Consider the following 16,346-nt stretch of genomic DNA (forward strand, 5'->3'; position numbering starts at 1 on the left):
ACTTAGACGCTAATATTTAGCGGGATCAGCAATGAATCCAACGAAGCTAACTATGTAAAAATCAAACAATCGCAGATACTTTATCTGGCGTCATCAGTGCTTGATTAATATATAGCTTGATTAAGCGTTCACGTGACCCAATAGCTTTTTGATAATGGGTAGAATTGAGTAATAACGACGCACCATAAGTTACTGTCCAAATATAAGACAGATAATCACGGATCGACATCGCGCTGTTAAAGGACTCTAAATAGGCTTGGGTGATGTCCTTAATTTCTAAAATACGCTGCTCACGAATATCGTATAACTGTTCAAACAATTCATTTAGTTTACGTTCATTATTGGTTAAGCGTTCTTCAATCGAGTGCAGCAAAATCGTACGGTTGGAATTAAGCATGTTATACAGCATGTACTGCGAAACATAAGTTTGAAAGTTATGGTGATACTGTTTGGAAATATCCAATAAACGCTGTTCATTTAAAATAATTAACTCTAAATAGAGCTGATTTTTACTTTTGAAATATTTATAAATTGTGCCTTTGGCAATATCTAACTCTGCAGCCAACTCACTTAATGTAATATCATTATGATTTTCCAGTAATAAAACCTCAGCCATTGCCAAAATTTTCTCTTTACGACGTCGGAAATTTTCTTGGCGTAGAGTCGTCATCAATCAATATTCCAATTACAACCAATTAAGCATGTTGGAGTCTAGTGCAGTTTGAGCAACTTGAAAATAGCACCAAGGTCTTGAAAAGGTAAGTTTTAACGTATGTTCATCAGTGAACCAATGAATTTAAAAAATATCATGTGAAAAATAGCACAATCCATAAGCCAAATCGGTTGTCAATAAAACTGAACCAAACAGGTCATTTTAGTGAAATAAAATTGGATTTCTAAAACTTTTATTCTATTTTTCATAAGCAAGGCCTAAAAGTCTAAGATCAATCAAGCATAGCAATTCAGCACTTTGCGAGATTGCAATGCTCATCTTTTGATTTACATTTAACGTGAATTACTTGCTAACTCACAGGGATGTTATTTGTAATTTTAAAAAGCATGGCTTTTACGGTAATCACTTTAAAAAGACGGTAATAAGGGACTAAAAATGATTGTAATTGTAGATGCTGTACGTACCGCAATGGGCGGCTTTCAAGGTTCACTGGCAAGTTGTACAGCACCCGATTTAGGCGCGGTTGCAATTCAACACGCAGTTGCACGTGCAGGTTTAAGTGGGACTGACATTGATGAAGTAATTTTTGGTTGTGTATTGCCTGCAGGTTTGAAGCAAGGCCCTGCACGTCAGGCGATGCGTCAAGCGGGTTTACCCGATAGTACAGGTGCAACCACCATCAATAAAATTTGTGGCTCTGGCATGAAAGCTGTTATGCAGGCAGCCGATGCTATTCAGGCAGGTTCAGCGCAGATTGTGGTCGCTGGCGGTATGGAATCTATGTCGAATGCGCCGTATTTGCTAGATAAAGCACGTGCAGGTTTCCGTATGGGACACGGCAAAGTCACAGACCACATGTTTCAGGAAGGTTTAGAAGATGCTGAAACAGGCTTGTCGATGGGCGTGCTGGCGCAAGACATGGCAGACAAGAAAAACTATACCCGTGAGCAGCAGGATGAATACGCAATTCGCTCTTTAAACCGCGCGGTAGAAGCCATTCAAAACGGTTATTTTAAAAATGAAATCGTGCCTGTCACTGTTCATTCACGTAAAGGTGATGTGATTGTCGATCAGGATGAACAACCGTTAAATGCCAAAGTCGATAAAATTAGCAGTTTGCGTCCCGCATTTAAAAAAGATGGCACGATTACAGCCGCCAATGCCAGCTCTATTTCAGATGGCGCATCTGCTCTGGTGATTACATCAGATGTGGTTGCGGCAGAGCGTGGCTTAAAACCGCTTGCAAAAGTTGTGGCATACGCGACACATTCACAACATCCTTCTGAGTTTACTCTTGCTCCTGTAGGGGCGATTCAAAAAGTGCTAGATAAAGCAGGGTGGTCGGTTGCCGATGTAGATTTGTGGGAAATTAATGAAGCCTTTGCCATGGTAACCATGCTTGCGATAGATGCTTTTGATTTAGACCCTGCCAAAGTGAATATTCAGGGTGGTGCATGTGCTTTGGGGCATCCTCTAGGTTCTTCAGGTTCACGTATTATTGTGACGCTCATTCATGCATTGCAACGTATAGGCGCGAAAAAAGGCGTGGCATCTTTATGTATTGGCGGTGGTGAAGCCACAGCGATTGCGGTGGAGTTAGTTTAAGTCCAGCTCGTCTAACTGCAGATTCATCTATAAAAAATAGAGTTCTCGAAAGAACTCTATTTTTTTAACTTTTAACTTTTAACTTTTAACTTTTAACTTATTAACAATAACAATGAAGTTTTATGCTTGGATAAACTGCTTCACTGCTTGGTTAAATTCATTTGGCAATTCTACGTTAGAAATGTGCGATGCATTGATTTCAAACAATTGGCTATTGGCAATACGTTCAACCATAAATTGACCATCGACAACTGTTGTCACAGGGTCTTGCTGACCTGCAACCACTAAAACAGGCACAGTGATGTCTTTAAGTTGTTCACGTACATCCGCTTTAGCCAAAGCTTCGCAACAGCTCGCATAACCTTCGGCGCTGCCAGCTGCCAAGTCGTTTTGAAGATTGTTGACCACTGTCGCGTTGCTTTGGATAAAGGGTTCAGTAAACCAGCGTGATGCTGCAGTCGAAGCAATCGGTTGTAAACCTTGTTCACGTACCAATGCGGCACGGTCATTCCAAGCCTGTTCTTGACCAATTTTTGCCGCAGTATTACACACCACCACCTGATTAAAACGTTCAGGGCGATGAATCGCTAACCATTGACCTGTTAAACCGCCCATAGAAATACCACAGAATGCCGCTTTTTCAACATTTAAGTGATCGAGTAGATTTACAACATCTTGCCCCAATTGATCAATGCTATATGGACCTTGCGGAGCTGATGATGCACCGTGACCACGTGTGTCGTAGCAAATTACAAAAAAGTCTTGCTGGAAAAAATCAATCTGTGCTTGCCACATTTTGAAGTTTGTACCCAGCGAGTTTGAAAAAATCAGTGCAGGTTTTGTAGCATCACCAAAAGTTTGGTAATTGATTTGCGCATCATTTGAGGTAAAAGTTGGCATTTTTTTTAAATCCTTAATCTTATAAATCCCCCTAAATCCCCCTTTATGAAAGGGGGACTTTTAATGAGGATTAAACACGTTCAATAATCAAAGCAATACCTTGACCAACACCAATACACATTGAACATAAACCGTATTTACCGCCAGTTTGTTCAAGTTGGTTCAGTGCTGTAGTGACTAAACGCGCACCAGATGCACCAAGTGGGTGACCTAAAGCAATTGCACCACCGTTTGGATTGACTTTCTCTGAACCATCTTCAATGCCTAAGTCACGAGTACATGCTAATGCTTGTGCAGCAAAGGCTTCGTTCAGTTCAATCACGTCCATTTGTTCAATGGTCAAACCTGTTTGTGCCAACAATTTTTTGATTGCAGGCGCAGGACCAAAGCCCATAATACGTGGTTCAACACCAACAACAGTTGAAGCAATGATTTTGGCACGTGGTTTTAAGCCGTGTTGTGCAACCGCTTCTTCAGAAGCAATCAGTAGGGCAGCCGCACCATCGTTAATACCTGACGCGTTACCTGCAGTCACAGTACCGTCTGCTTTTACCACTGGCTTTAATTTTGCCAATGCTTCTGCTGTGGTTGATGCACGTGGATGTTCGTCTGCAGCAACAACGACAGGCTCGCCTTTACGTTGTGGAATTTCCACTGCAATAATTTCTTTGTCAAAGAAACCGCGTGCTTGTGCAGCAGCAGTACGTTGTTGGCTGGTTAGAGCAAACAAGTCTTGATCGGCACGGTTAATATTGAACTGTTCCGCTACATTTTCAGCAGTTTGCGGCATAGTTTCTACGCCGTACATTTCTTTGAGTTTCGGGTTAATGAAACGCCAGCCCATTGTGGTGTCTTCAATTTTTTGACTACGACCATAAGCAGATTCTGATTTACCCATCACAAATGGAGCGCGGCTCATTGATTCAACACCACCTGCAATAATCAGGTTTGCTTCACCTGCTTTAATTGCACGTGCGGCCATTGCAATTGCGTCTAGCGATGAACCACATAAACGGTTTACAGTGGTTGCTGGCACTTGGTACGGTAAACCTGCTAAAAGTGCAGACATACGACCCACGTTACGGTTGTCTTCACCTGCTTGGTTGGCACAGCCGTAAATCACGTCATCAACTTGTTCCCAGTTTACAGATGGATTGCGTTGCATAAGTGCTTTGATCGGTAATGCGCCTAAGTCATCAGCACGGACTGGAGCTAAACCACCTGCATAACGACCAAATGGGGTACGGATGGCATCGACGATATATGCGTTTTTCATATTTTATTTTCCAAATATCTTAATCTCTCCCAACCTCCCTTTAAAAAAGGGAGGAGATTCCCACCTAAAATTACTTGATGGAAGTCCCCCTTTGAAAAAGGGGGATTTAGGGGGATTAAAAATTATATTTAAAGACGATTAAGCCTGAGTCGCATCAATCAGCTTTGCACCAGTCAATGACTGTAATTCTTCAAAGCTCAAGCCTTCAACTTTTTCAAGAACTTTCATGCCTTCAGGAGTTACGTCAATCACACATAAGTCAGTGTAAATGCGGTCTACACATTTCAAGCCAGTTGCTGGGTAAGTCAATTCAGCCACGATTTTTGGTTCACCTTTTTTGGTGACGTGATCGGTTGTGATAAAGACTTTTTTCGCACCAACGGCTAAGTCCATTGCGCCACCAACAGCAGGAATCGCATCTGGCGCACCTGTGTGCCAGTTTGCCAAGTCGCCATTTTCAGCCACTTGGAATGCACCCAATACTGCGATGTCTAAGTGACCGCCACGCATCATGGCAAAAGAGTCACCATGATGGAAGAATGAGCCGCCTGTTAGCATGGTCACGAATTCTTTACCTGCGTTGATTAACTCAGGGTCTTCTTCACCTGCAGGAGGTGGTGGACCGAAAGCCAATAAACCGTTTTCAGAGTGTAAGAATACGTCTTTGTCTGAAGGCAGGTAGTTTGAAATTTTAGTTGGTAAGCCAATTCCGAGGTTGACATAAGCACCGTCTGGAATGTCTTGTGCCACACGTTCAGCGATTTGATCACGTGTTAATTTGGTATAGCTCATGATGTTCTCCTTCACGTGACAGTTATGCAGATTGTTCAGGTTGTTTTGCGCCAACGGCAACAACGTGCTGAACGAAAATACCCGGAGTGATGATGTGTTCAGGATCTAACGCGCCTAACTCAACCACTTCAGAAACCTGTGCAATTGTCACATCGGCAGCCATCGCCATGATTGGGCCAAAGTTACGTGCAGATTTACGGTACACCAAGTTACCCCAACGGTCGCCTTGCTGTGCTTTAATTAAAGCAAAGTCTGCGCGGATTGGGTTTTCTAGTACGTAGTCTTTACCTTCATAATTTAAGGTTGGTTTGCCTTCTGCAAGTAAAGTACCAAAACCTGTAGGGGTATAGATTGGACCTAGACCCATACCTGCAGCCTGAATACGGCATGCCAAGTTACCTTGCGGCACCAGTTCAAGCTCGATTTTGCCTGCGCGGTAAAGTTCATCAAATACCCAAGAGTCAGACTGACGTGGGAATGAACAGATAATTTTACGTACCGCGCCAGCTTTTAGCAGTTTCGCTAAACCGTAGTCACCATTACCTGCGTTGTTGTTTACAATAATTAAATCTTTGATGCCAAGTTCAATCAAACCATCAATGAGTTCCGCTGGCTGACCTGCGGTACCAAAACCACCAATCATGATGGTTGAACCATCTTTAATTTGCGAAAGGACTTCTGTTAAAGAAGTTTGACTTTTATCAATCATAATGTGTCCTAGACAATTGCCTGTCCATTAACTTTTGGAACTTTGAGTTGAAGGTAGGGGTGCTGCTGAGTTGTCGCGTTTGGTTAATACCCAATGTGCGATCAAACCAATACAGATGCCCCAAAATACAGAACTTAGCCCTAAAAACTGCATGCCAGAGGCAGTTGCTAAAAAGGTGATGAGGGCTGCATCACGCTGTGATTCTTTACTCATTGCAACTGAAATATTGGTGGCAATTGCACCCAAAAGTGCAAGTCCAGCCAAAGCTGCAATCAGTTCTTTGGGCAATAGGCTAAATAGCATGACGATGCTACCCGCAAATAACCCACCTAAAATATAGAAAATACCGTTTGCAACACCTGCAATATATCGCTTTTCTTTCAGTTCGTGCGCATCTTTACCTAAGCATAATGCTGCAGTAATAGAGGCAAGTACAATGGTAATTCCTCCCACACACGCAACGGCAAGAGAAGCGATACTGGTCGCACTAATAATAGGCTTAGCAGGCATGTCATAACCGCTAATTTTAATAATTGCCATACCCGGTAAAAACTGCCCAGACAAGCTGACTAAAATTAAAGGTAATGCCAAGTTTAAGGTTGAATTCCACGTCCATTCAGGTGCAATAAACTGTGGAATTGCCAAACTAAAATTGGTGGTGACAGGGTTAATTTTACCGAGCATTAAGCTGAGTATAATGCCTGCAGCAAGCACCCAAATCATGGCATAACGTGGACTAAAACGCTTTGCCAATAAAAATACCGCTAGCATCCCAAATACAATGTATGGCAGGGTATCGGTTGCAGTAAATAAGCCTAAGCCAAATTGAACCAAAATACCTGCCATCATGCCTGCTGCGACTTCTTGCGGAATCCAAGACAGGAGTTTGTCAAAATAACCTGTGATTCCAATCAAAAAAATCACCACAGCAGAGGTGATGTAGGCTGCAACTGCTTCATTCAGGGTAATATCGGGAAACAGTGTGACCAGCAATGCGGTACCGGGTGCAGACCAAGCGGTGACCACAGGCACTTTGTATTTAATGGACAAAAAGATACCTGCGACAGCAGCACCAATAGAAATTCCCCAAATCCATGAAATCATCATGTCTGGGGAAACTTGGGCTTGCTGTGCCGCTTGGAAAAAGATGATCAATGGCCCTGAATAGGAGATCAGCACTGCTAAGAATCCTGCAACAGTGGCTGAAATTGACCAGTCATTTTTTAAAGTTTGGAACAGGTGACTCATTGACGATTTGCCTCCTTGCGTCAAGCAATGATCCTGTTGAAGTTGTCATGATCTTGGCTTAGCCCTGATCACCACCACCTACAGGTACAACGGTACCTGTCATGTACGATGACTCATCAGAAGCAAGGAACAGAATCGCATTCACTTGTTCCTGAATGGTGCCATAGCGACCCAAGAAGGTACGATCAATGGTTTGATCGACCACTTGTTGCATCCACTCTTTTTCAGATTCTGAAAGTGGGTTGGCATTACGTGGCACTTTACGTGGTGGCGCTTCTGTACCGCCAGTTGCAATAGCATTCACACGAATACCATCTTTGGCATGTTCAAAGGCGAGGGAAGCGGTTAAACCGTTTACACCACCTTTAGACGCCGAATATGGCACGCGGTTAATACCACGTGTTGCAATTGAAGATACGTTTACAATGGTACCTTTCTGGTTTTTCACCATTTCAGGCAATACTGCGCGGCAGCACCACATAGTAGGGAACAATGAACGATTCACTTCTTTGATAATTTCTTCTTCAGAAAATTCTTCAAAAGGTTTCATCCAAATTGCACCGCCTACGTTGTTGATGAGCACATCAACACGACCATAGGTTTCAAGTGCTTTAGCAACCACAGATTCTGCACCTGCAAAAGTTTCAAGGTTGGCTTTTACGGTTACTGCATCGCCACCGTGTTCTTCAATTTCGGCCAACACTTCTTCTACATAGGGAGAAAGGTCTGCCATAACCACTTGGGCACCTTCACTCGCCACTTGTAAAGCCACACCGCGACCAATGCCTTGAGCGGCACCAGTCACGATTACAACTTTGTTTTCAAATCTTTTTGTGCGATTCATTTTATTCTCCGACTGCGTTTATTGAATGTCTAACAAACTTAGTTGGCAGAGAATTTTTCAAATAAGAAGCTAGCAGGTTTAACGCCTTCAGCATCTAACCAACCGCGTACCGCTTCTACCATTGGTACTGGACCACATAAGTAGATGTCTACATCACCACCGTTAAGCCATTCGTTTTCGATATGACCTGTAACATAACCCTTACGCTCATGTGCAGATTCTGGGTTAGCGACTACAGTGCGATATTCGAACCAAGAGAATTTGTCTTGAAGTTCGTTTAATTTTTCAATTGCAACCAAGTCAAAATCATTGGTTACACCAAATACTAAACGTATTGGATGTTCTGAACCTTTTTCTTCAAGCACTTGCAGCATAGACATGAATGGTGCAATACCTGTACCGCCTGCTAACATCACTACTGGACGAGCAACGTTACGTAAGTAGAAGCTACCAAATGGACCGGTGAAGGTCATTTTGTCGCCCGCTTTGGCATTTTGGCTTAAGAATTCGCTCATTTTGCCGTTTGGTACGTTACGTACAACAAAGCTCGTTAAGCGGTTGCCTGGTTTAGAGCTGAATGAATAAGAACGGGTTTCTGTTGTACCAGGAATACCCACATTCACGTATTGACCTGCAAGGAAGTGAATGTCTGGTTGACCTTCATCTAACTGAATGTCAAAAGTAATGGTCGAGTCAGATAAGTTTTCTACACGAGCCAAAGTACCTTCAAATGCATGAATTTCAGTTTTACATACATCAGAAGTTGCTTGAATTTGGAATACTGCGTCAGAAGTTGGTTTACATTGGCATGCAAGAATGTAGCCTTGTTCAGCTTCTTCTGGTGTCAATGCATCTTCAATATAAGTTTCTTCAGGCATGTCATACGAACCTGATTCACAAAACGCACGGCACGTTCCACATGCACCGTCACGGCAGTCCAAAGGAATATTGATCTTTTGACGGTAAGCTGCGTCTGACAGTGTTTCACCATCTGTAACAGAAATAAAACGTGTAACGCCATCTTCAAATTGAAGTGCAACATTGTGGTTTGACATGGCTGAATATCCTATATAAATCTTTGAAACTAGACCTTTCAGCCAAGATTCCATCTGGCTGAAAGGTTTTTACCTTGCTGTAAATGAATACAGTCTTAGAGGTGGTAGATATCGATTACTTGGTTGATGTAATCGTTTTTCAGCACCACGTACTTGCTTAAAATTTGCGGTTTGTCGCCAGAAAAATCAATTTCATAGCGCGACATACCAAAGTAGCTGTAGTTAGTTTTGTAACGGAAACTTAAAGTGTTCCAGTTAAAACGTACAGTGACTTTATCGCCATCACGTTCAACAATTTCAATGTTGCTGATGTTGTGGCTTGTGCGTGTATCTGGCATGGTTGCAGATGAACGCTCAGTTTTGATACGGAACACACGGTCTTCTAAACCTTGACGGTCTGGATAGTAAATCAAAGAGATTTCAGACTGTGGATCTTGAGTTAAACGGTCATCGTCATCCCAAGCTGGCATCCAGAAAGAAGCAGTAGGAGCGTAGCACTGTAACCACTCATCCCATTGCTCATCATCTAAGAAGCGAGCTTCTTGATAAAGGAATTGAGCAATATTTTCTAAAGTAATCGCGCTCATGCGTTTTCTCCTTCAGTAGATGCAGCAATTTCTTTTTCAGTCGCAATACCTTTTTTGATTAGATCTAACCAATGTTGGTGCTGTGAAAGATATAAACCTTCGTCTTCAGTTTTAATACCAGAAAGTTTTGGTTTTAAACCGATTTCGTTTGCAGCATCGTCTGGACCTTGGATCCAATGCTTAGAACCACGGCACATATCGTTCCACTCAAGTGCGATACCTGCGTAGCCAACTTGACATGCACGGAATTCTTCAAGATCGTCTGGTGTAGCCATACCTGATGCGTTAAAGAAGTCTTCGTACTGACGAATACGGCGTGCGCGTGCTTCTGGCTCTTCACCTACAGGTGCGATACAGTAAATCGTCACTTCAGTCTTATCGACAGAAAGAGGACGTAACACACGAATTTGTGAACCGAACTGATCCATGAAGTACACGTTTGGATAGATACACAAGTTACGTGAACGCTCGATCATCCATTTCGCCATTGCTTCACCGAATTGCTCGGTGTATTCATCTTTCTTGGCAAAGTTAGGACGGTCTTCTGGGTTAGCCCATTGAGTCCAAAGGAGCATGTGACCATTTTCAAAGCCGTAAGAACCACCGCCTTGTTTGCCCCATGAACCTGCGCTCATTGCACGGATGTTATCGCCAGCTTCTTTTTCTTTACGTTGCTGAGTTGTTGCAGCGTAGTTCCAGTGTACTGCAGACACGTGGTAACCATCGGCACCGTTTTCAGCAGTTAACTTCCAGTTACCTTCATAGGTGTAAGTCGAAGAACCACGTAAAACTTCAAGACCTTGTTGAGATTGACCCACAATCATGTCAATGATTTTAGTCGCTTCGCCTAGGTATTCTTCTAAAGAAGGAACATCTGGGTTTAAGCTACCAAACAAGAAACCTTTATAGCTTTCAAAGCGGGCAACTTTTTTCAAGTCGTGTGAACCGTCTTTGTTAAAGCAATCTGAATAACCTGCATCTGCTGGGTCTTTTACTTTTAACAACTTACCAGAGTTGTTGAAAGTCCAACCGTGGAATGGGCAAGTATAAGTTGCTTTGTTACCACGCTTGTAACGACATAATTGTGCACCACGGTGTGAACACGAGTTGATCATGGCATTCAATTCGCCATTGCGGTTACGCGCAATGATGATTGGCTGACGACCAATGTAAGTGGTGTAGTAGTCATTGTTGTTTGGAATTTGGCTTTCATGTGCCAAATAAACCCAGTTGCCTTCAAAAATGTATTTCATTTCTAGGTCAAACAGGGCTTGGTCTGTGAATACTGAACGGTGTAATTTAAATTCACCAGATTCAAAATCATCAACCAATAATTCGTCAATACGGTCTAAGTGGCTAGTATTGATAACAGGAATACGAGGCATGTCCTTTCTCCGACTTTCCAAGGAGGGCAGTCATCGGGATGGGGCAACGACCACATCCCGATTCCATTTCAAATTATGCGCTTGCGCGGCGACGTTCAACTTCAGTAGAAGGAACGCCAGCTTGATCTTTCTGAAGAACAATGTTGAACTGGATGTGTTTGAAAGGACCTTTCAGACCACGTTTTGCAATTTCAGCTTCATCAGTCACGTCAACCGCAGTTGCCACCAGACCTTCACGAGTCGCGAATGCAAAGTCATCCCACAGGTATTGGTCGCCTTCAATATTGAATTGAGTAGTCAGCTTGCGGTAACCCGGTGCAGATACGAAGTAATGTACGTGCGATGGACGGTTACCGTGACGGCCTAGCTTGTCCAGTACAAACTGAGTTGTACCTTCTGGAGGGCAGCCATAACCCACTGGCATTGTCGTCAATGCAGTATATTGACCATCGGCAGCGGTAATGATGCTGCGACGCAGGTTAAAGTCAGACTGTGACTTGTCAAAGAATGAGTAGTTGCCCAGGCTGTTGGCATGCCAGATTTCAACTTTAGCACCTTCAACACGGTTGCCGTCAGTATCAGTCACTGTACCTTCAATGATCAGCGTCGGGATTTTGCCTTCTTCAGAACCATCGTCCATACGCGCAAAGCTTACTGTTTCAGGTGCGCCAGAGACATAAAGTGGACCTTCAATCGTACGTGGCGTACCGCCAGTAATGCCTGCTTTAGCATCCGCTTCATCAGCACGTAAGTCTAGGTAGTGTTCCAGACCCAAACCTGCAGCCAATAAACCTAATTCGTTCGCTTGACCGGCATCAGTAAAGTATTCCAGACCTTTCCACAGTTCTGACTGAGAAATATCAAGATCTTCGATCGCTTGGAAAAGGTCACCCAATAAACGCACAACAACTTGTTGTACACGTTCATCTACAGGGCCTGTCGCTGTATCAACGTTCATTTGCTTAACTAATGCATCAATTTCTTGGCGATTCATTTTCATGCTCCTTGGAGGTGTGCTTTGGTGGCGAATATCTCTGGACTAAAAACGAGATAATTGGCTGCCACTTTCCTTGTTTACTTGGTTTGCTAAATGTTTACTTTGGTGCTGGAGTAAGGTGCTTACTCCAGTTTCCGAATTAAATCAGGTGTCATCTTCACGAATTGAAGATGGGTGGCGGTTCAATGCCATCACTTCAATATTCATGTAAGGGTAGAGCGGAAGACCTTGCAGAATGTTGTGCAGTTCTTCATTGCTCTCAACATCAAAAATACTGATGTTTGAATACTGGCCAGTAATACGCCAAATATGACGCCATTTACCTTGACGCTGTAATTCCTGCGAATATGCTTTTTCAACGGCTTTAATTTCGTTAGCAGTTTCTGCTGGCATATCCAATGGAATGTTTACATCCATACGTACGTGGAAAAGCATGGGTTTCTCCTAATTACTGACGACGCAAGTTGTCAATTTTGTCTTCATCCAACTCAATACCTAAACCTGCACCTGTTGGAAGGTGTAATTCAAAGTCTTGGTACTGAAGTGGAGTTTTTAAAATTTCTTCGGTCAGCAATAACGGACCAAATAATTCTGTGCCATAAGCTAAATTCTGGAAGGTCGAGAACACATGCGCAGATGCAATCGTGCCGACAGGGCCTTCAAGCATTGTGCCGCCATATAGGTCGATGCCTGCCAACTGTGCAATTGTTGCAACTTCACAACCTTCGATTAGACCCGCAGATTGGGCAACTTTAACTGCAAATACAGATGCAGCATTACGTTTTGCCAATTGATAAGCGCTTTGTGGGCCCATCAATGATTCATCTGCCATGATGGCAATATCAAATTTACGTGTTAAACGCTCCATGGCATCAATGTTGTCAATTGCACATGGTTGTTCAATTAAATCGACACCACCATCTTGTAAAAGCTGGATGCCTTTAATTGCTTCAAGTTCTGACCAAGCACGGTTTACGTCTACACGAATAGAAACGTCTTTACCCAATGCTTGTTTGATTGCCAATACGTGTTCTACATCTTGCTCTACTGGGCGTGAACCGATTTTGAGCTTGAATGTGTTGTGGCGTTTAGCCGCAATCATTTTTTGTGCTTCAGCGATGTCTTTTTCTGTATCGCCAGATGCAAGTACCCATAACACAGGAACCGAGTTGCGTAGGCGACCACCTAAAATTTCACTTAAAGGTTGGTTTAAGCGCTGCGCTTGAATATCTAATAAAGCAGTTTGAATGGCACATTTCGCGAAACGGTTGCCATTGATATTCTTTTTAATGACCTGTAAAGTTTGCGCAACATTCAAGCCAGCTAAAGTTTTTAGCAATGATGCGAAATATGTTTCGATATTGGTTTTTACGCTTTCTGGGCTTTCTTCACCATAGCCCAAGCCGCCAATCGTGGTTGCTTCGCCCCAGCCAACAAAACCATCTTCAGTGGTGATTTTGACTAATACAAGGGTTTGGGTTTGCATGGTTGCAACCGCCATCTTGTGTGGACGGATGGTTGGTATTTCCACCAGCAAAGTTTCTACTGACTTATACATGGTTTGCCCTTCATATCATTGCTTTATTACAGTTATGTGATATACCTTAAAAGAATAAATTGCATTGGTCGAAGATCAAATATGCATTTTTTTATACTTAAAAGGTATTTTGAGCTATGGAACTCAGACATTTACGTTATTTTGTTGCTGTTGTAGAAGAGCAAAGTTTCACCAAGGCAGCAGAAAAACTCTTTATTGCTCAACCACCTTTGAGCAGACAGATCCAAAATTTAGAACAAGAGCTTGGAATTCAACTATTTGAGCGTGGAAGTAGACCGCTTAAGACCACCGAAGCAGGCCAATTCTTTTACCAACATGCCGTTAAACTTTTGTCTAATGCGGAAGAAATCAAGTCGATGACAAAACGTGTCGGTATTGCTGGTCGTACTGTGACTATTGGCTTCGTTGGTTCTTTATTGTTCGGATTATTGTCAAGAATTGTGTATTTGTTTAAGCAGCAGCATCCGCATTTAAAAATAGAAATGGTGGAAATGACCACCAATGACCAAATTCAGGCACTTAAAGAAGGGCGTATAGATGTTGGATTTGGACGCTTAAGAATTTCTGATCCTGCAGTTAAACGTATCTTATTACGTGAAGAACGCTTGATGGTTGCAGTACATTCGAGCCACCCATTTGCGGCACAAAAAGAAGGTGTATATTTGGCGGATGTTGTTGATCAACAACTATTTTTATATCCAAATCACAACAAGCCAAACTTCTCTACCCAAATTCGTGGCGTGTTTTCTGAGTATGGTTTAGAACCTCGCAAAATTCGTGAAGTGCGTGAATTACAATTGGCGTTGGGTTTTGTTGCTGCAGGTGAGGGCTTGTGTATCGTGCCAGAAAGCGCACAAAATATTCATTTGGCACATTTGCACTTTATACCTTTATTAGATGACTCGGCTGTAAGTCCTGTGTTTATGGCAATTCGTAATATGGATGAAAGTGAAGACATTCGATCTTTGTTTGACTGCATTTATCAAGTTTATGATTTGGAAGCATTTACTTATGATCGCAATGTATTCTAGTAAAGCCATATAAAACAAATATTTATAACTATATTTTTTATATAAAAGCACAGATATTTTTAACAAAATACTGTTATGTGAATTGCCTGAAAAAACTTTTTTAAGCATCACATTACAGTATTTTTTTTCGCCTTGTTATTTTTATCTGTTTTAAAATCAATATCTTACAAAACTATAGACTTTTTAGGTATGTATCCATGCCTATTCAGTTTTGGACAAATTTTAACTTATTATTCATTGTGTGCATCTGAGTTGGAGTAACGGACTTCACAATTAGGAGGTGAAGCAAGATGCAAAGCAATAAAATTAATATTAATACCTTGATTGACGAGGCCAAGTTCACGCCATTCCATTGGGGCGTATTGTTTTGGTGTTTGATGATCATTATTTTTGACGGTTACGACTTGGTCATTTATGGGGTTGCATTACCACTACTGATGCAAGAGTGGGCGCTCAGTGCGGTACAAGCAGGTTTACTGGCCAGTACGGCATTGTTTGGCATGATGTTTGGTGCCATGACCTTCGGTACCTTATCGGACAAGTTAGGTCGTAAAAAGACCATCATGATCTGTGTGGCTATTTTTAGTGGCTTTACATTCTTAGGTGCGTTTGCAAGTAATCCAGTTGAATTTGGTATTTTACGTTTCCTTGCTGGGCTTGGTATTGGCGGTGTAATGCCAAACGTTGTGGCCCTTATGACAGAATATGCGCCAAAGCGTATTCGTAGTACTTTGGTTGCGCTGATGTTTAGTGGTTATGCCATTGGCGGTATGACTTCAGCATTGTTGGGTGCATGGTTAGTGCCAGAGTTTGGTTGGAAAATCATGTTTTACATCGCAATTATTCCATTGGTGGCTTTACCATTAATTTGGAAATTCTTGCCTGAGTCACTCATGTATTTGACCAACAAGAAAGAAATTGAGCAAACCCGTAGTATTGTGCAAAAAATTTCACCAAGCCAACAATTAAATGGTGACACTGAGTTTGTACTGAATGAAGTGACTAAAGGCGATGAAGCACCTGTAAAAGCATTGTTCCAGCAAGGCCGTATGTTCAGTACGTTCATGTTCTGGATCGCATTCTTCATGTGCTTGTTAATGGTTTATGCTTTGGGCAGCTGGTTACCAAAATTAATGATCCAAGCGGGTTATTCATTGGGTGCAAGTATGATCTTCCTATTCGCACTGAATATTGGTGGCATGATTGGCGCAATTGGTGGTGGTGCATTGGCTGACCGCTTCCATATCAAAAAAGTACTCACCATTATGTTTATCTGTGGTGCAGCAGCATTAATTCTGCTTGGCTTTAACAGTCCACAAATTGTGTTGTACACCTTAATTGCAGTTGCTGGGGCAGCAACCATTGGTTCACAAATCTTACTTTATACTTTCGTCGCACAATATTACCCATCTACTGTACGTTCTACAGGTATGGGCTGGGCATCAGGTATTGGTCGTATCGGCGCGATCGTTGGACCTGTCTTAACTGGCGCATTATTGACCATGAATTTACCGCACCAAATGAACTTCTTTGCTATTGCGATTCCAGGTGTAATTGCTGCTTTAGCGATCTTCATGGTGAACTTAAAAGCTTCAGTAGATGCGAAAGCCCTTACAGAGCCTGCGGTAGAAAGCAATCCAATTGCACAAAAAGCAACCCAATAATTTCTATACCTTTCAATTAATC

General features: G+C 42.4%; 16 protein-coding genes. 3 read left to right on the forward strand and 13 right to left on the reverse strand.

Annotation, left to right across the window (positions count from 1 at the left end):
- Window positions 1-61: 61 nt before the first annotated feature.
- Window positions 62-670, reverse strand: coding sequence for a TetR/AcrR family transcriptional regulator (locus AC07E5_RS02985; protein WP_004973506.1), 609 nt, complete (start codon window positions 668-670; stop codon window positions 62-64).
- Window positions 671-1,108: 438 nt separating this feature from the next.
- On the opposite strand from AC07E5_RS02985, the gene AC07E5_RS02990 reads away from it, so the two are divergent.
- The gene (locus AC07E5_RS02990; RefSeq protein WP_096901606.1) at window positions 1,109-2,278 is read left to right on the forward strand and encodes a thiolase family protein; all 1,170 of its coding nucleotides are present in this window, start codon (window positions 1,109-1,111) and stop codon (window positions 2,276-2,278) included.
- 120 nt (window positions 2,279-2,398) lie between these two features.
- Here the strand turns inward: AC07E5_RS02990 and pcaD are convergent, their stop codons facing one another.
- The 12 genes from pcaD to AC07E5_RS03050 form a co-directional block, all read right to left on the reverse strand.
- Window positions 2,399-3,178, reverse strand: a complete 780-nt coding sequence (gene pcaD / locus AC07E5_RS02995) for a 3-oxoadipate enol-lactonase (RefSeq protein WP_096901607.1) — start codon at window positions 3,176-3,178, stop codon at window positions 2,399-2,401.
- 70 nt (window positions 3,179-3,248) lie between these two features.
- Entirely contained in the window at window positions 3,249-4,454 is a 1,206-nt protein-coding gene (pcaF, locus tag AC07E5_RS03000; RefSeq protein ID WP_070155120.1) for a 3-oxoadipyl-CoA thiolase, read from the reverse strand.
- Window positions 4,455-4,592: 138 nt separating this feature from the next.
- Entirely contained in the window at window positions 4,593-5,246 is a 654-nt protein-coding gene (locus AC07E5_RS03005; protein WP_104851987.1) for a 3-oxoacid CoA-transferase subunit B, read from the reverse strand.
- Window positions 5,247-5,268: 22 nt separating this feature from the next.
- Window positions 5,269-5,955 (reverse strand): 3-oxoacid CoA-transferase subunit A, encoded by a 687-nt coding sequence (locus AC07E5_RS03010; RefSeq protein ID WP_104851986.1) that lies wholly within the window; start codon window positions 5,953-5,955, stop codon window positions 5,269-5,271.
- Between the two features lie 27 nt (window positions 5,956-5,982).
- Window positions 5,983-7,203 (reverse strand): benzoate/H(+) symporter BenE, encoded by a 1,221-nt coding sequence (gene benE / locus AC07E5_RS03015; protein WP_004973520.1) that lies wholly within the window; start codon window positions 7,201-7,203, stop codon window positions 5,983-5,985.
- Window positions 7,204-7,261: 58 nt separating this feature from the next.
- The gene (benD, locus tag AC07E5_RS03020) at window positions 7,262-8,047 is read right to left on the reverse strand and encodes a benzoate diol dehydrogenase BenD (protein ID WP_004973522.1); all 786 of its coding nucleotides are present in this window, start codon (window positions 8,045-8,047) and stop codon (window positions 7,262-7,264) included.
- 38 nt (window positions 8,048-8,085) lie between these two features.
- Window positions 8,086-9,102 carry a benzoate 1,2-dioxygenase electron transfer component BenC gene (gene benC, locus AC07E5_RS03025; RefSeq protein ID WP_180009199.1) on the reverse strand — a complete coding sequence of 339 codons (1,017 nt, stop codon included), beginning with the start codon at window positions 9,100-9,102 and terminating at the stop codon, window positions 8,086-8,088.
- 95 nt (window positions 9,103-9,197) lie between these two features.
- Complete coding sequence (gene benB, locus AC07E5_RS03030) at window positions 9,198-9,689, reverse strand: benzoate 1,2-dioxygenase small subunit (protein ID WP_096901612.1); 492 nt, start codon at window positions 9,687-9,689, stop codon at window positions 9,198-9,200.
- Window positions 9,686-11,074 (reverse strand): benzoate 1,2-dioxygenase large subunit, encoded by a 1,389-nt coding sequence (benA, locus tag AC07E5_RS03035; protein WP_096901613.1) that lies wholly within the window; start codon window positions 11,072-11,074, stop codon window positions 9,686-9,688. Before benA ends, benB begins: the two co-directional genes overlap by 4 nt.
- Before the next feature lie 73 nt (window positions 11,075-11,147).
- Window positions 11,148-12,068, reverse strand: a complete 921-nt coding sequence (gene catA, locus AC07E5_RS03040) for a catechol 1,2-dioxygenase (protein ID WP_004973528.1) — start codon at window positions 12,066-12,068, stop codon at window positions 11,148-11,150.
- Window positions 12,069-12,215: 147 nt separating this feature from the next.
- Entirely contained in the window at window positions 12,216-12,506 is a 291-nt protein-coding gene (catC, locus tag AC07E5_RS03045) for a muconolactone Delta-isomerase (protein WP_096901615.1), read from the reverse strand.
- Between the two features lie 13 nt (window positions 12,507-12,519).
- On the reverse strand, window positions 12,520-13,629 hold the full coding sequence (locus tag AC07E5_RS03050) for a muconate/chloromuconate family cycloisomerase (protein ID WP_004973532.1): 1,110 nt from the start codon (window positions 13,627-13,629) through the stop codon (window positions 12,520-12,522).
- Between the two features lie 116 nt (window positions 13,630-13,745).
- Between AC07E5_RS03050 and AC07E5_RS03055 the strand changes: the two genes are divergently transcribed.
- Together AC07E5_RS03055 and AC07E5_RS03060 are read left to right on the forward strand one after the other, a co-directional pair.
- Window positions 13,746-14,660, forward strand: coding sequence for a LysR family transcriptional regulator (locus AC07E5_RS03055; protein WP_096901617.1), 915 nt, complete (start codon window positions 13,746-13,748; stop codon window positions 14,658-14,660).
- A 290-nt stretch (window positions 14,661-14,950) separates the two neighbouring features.
- Window positions 14,951-16,324: an MFS transporter gene (locus AC07E5_RS03060; RefSeq protein ID WP_104851979.1), complete on the forward strand. Its 1,374-nt coding sequence runs from the start codon at window positions 14,951-14,953 to the stop codon at window positions 16,322-16,324.
- Window positions 16,325-16,346: the final 22 nt, after the last annotated feature.

The organism is Acinetobacter seohaensis, assembly GCF_056431365.1.

Excerpts from the sequence above, each read along its gene's own strand:
- AC07E5_RS03010 (WP_104851986.1), bottom strand. The coding sequence starts at position 5,955 with ATGATTGATAAAAGTCAAACTTCTTTAACAGAAGTCCTTTCGCAAATT.
- AC07E5_RS03050 (WP_004973532.1), bottom strand. The coding sequence starts at position 13,629 with ATGTATAAGTCAGTAGAAACTTTGCTGGTGGAAATACCAACCATCCGT.
- AC07E5_RS03005 (WP_104851987.1), bottom strand. The coding sequence starts at position 5,246 with ATGAGCTATACCAAATTAACACGTGATCAAATCGCTGAACGTGTGGCA.
- AC07E5_RS03055 (WP_096901617.1), top strand. The coding sequence starts at position 13,746 with ATGGAACTCAGACATTTACGTTATTTTGTTGCTGTTGTAGAAGAGCAA.
- catC (WP_096901615.1), bottom strand. The coding sequence starts at position 12,506 with ATGCTTTTCCACGTACGTATGGATGTAAACATTCCATTGGATATGCCA.
- benD (WP_004973522.1), bottom strand. The coding sequence starts at position 8,047 with ATGAATCGCACAAAAAGATTTGAAAACAAAGTTGTAATCGTGACTGGT.
- benA (WP_096901613.1), bottom strand. The coding sequence starts at position 11,074 with ATGCCTCGTATTCCTGTTATCAATACTAGCCACTTAGACCGTATTGAC.
- benC (WP_180009199.1), bottom strand. The coding sequence starts at position 9,102 with ATGTCAAACCACAATGTTGCACTTCAATTTGAAGATGGCGTTACACGT.
- AC07E5_RS02990 (WP_096901606.1), top strand. The coding sequence starts at position 1,109 with ATGATTGTAATTGTAGATGCTGTACGTACCGCAATGGGCGGCTTTCAA.
- pcaD (WP_096901607.1), bottom strand. The coding sequence starts at position 3,178 with ATGCCAACTTTTACCTCAAATGATGCGCAAATCAATTACCAAACTTTT.
- AC07E5_RS03060 (WP_104851979.1), top strand. The coding sequence starts at position 14,951 with ATGCAAAGCAATAAAATTAATATTAATACCTTGATTGACGAGGCCAAG.
- benB (WP_096901612.1), bottom strand. The coding sequence starts at position 9,689 with ATGAGCGCGATTACTTTAGAAAATATTGCTCAATTCCTTTATCAAGAA.
- pcaF (WP_070155120.1), bottom strand. The coding sequence starts at position 4,454 with ATGAAAAACGCATATATCGTCGATGCCATCCGTACCCCATTTGGTCGT.
- catA (WP_004973528.1), bottom strand. The coding sequence starts at position 12,068 with ATGAATCGCCAAGAAATTGATGCATTAGTTAAGCAAATGAACGTTGAT.
- AC07E5_RS02985 (WP_004973506.1), bottom strand. The coding sequence starts at position 670 with ATGACGACTCTACGCCAAGAAAATTTCCGACGTCGTAAAGAGAAAATT.
- benE (WP_004973520.1), bottom strand. The coding sequence starts at position 7,203 with ATGAGTCACCTGTTCCAAACTTTAAAAAATGACTGGTCAATTTCAGCC.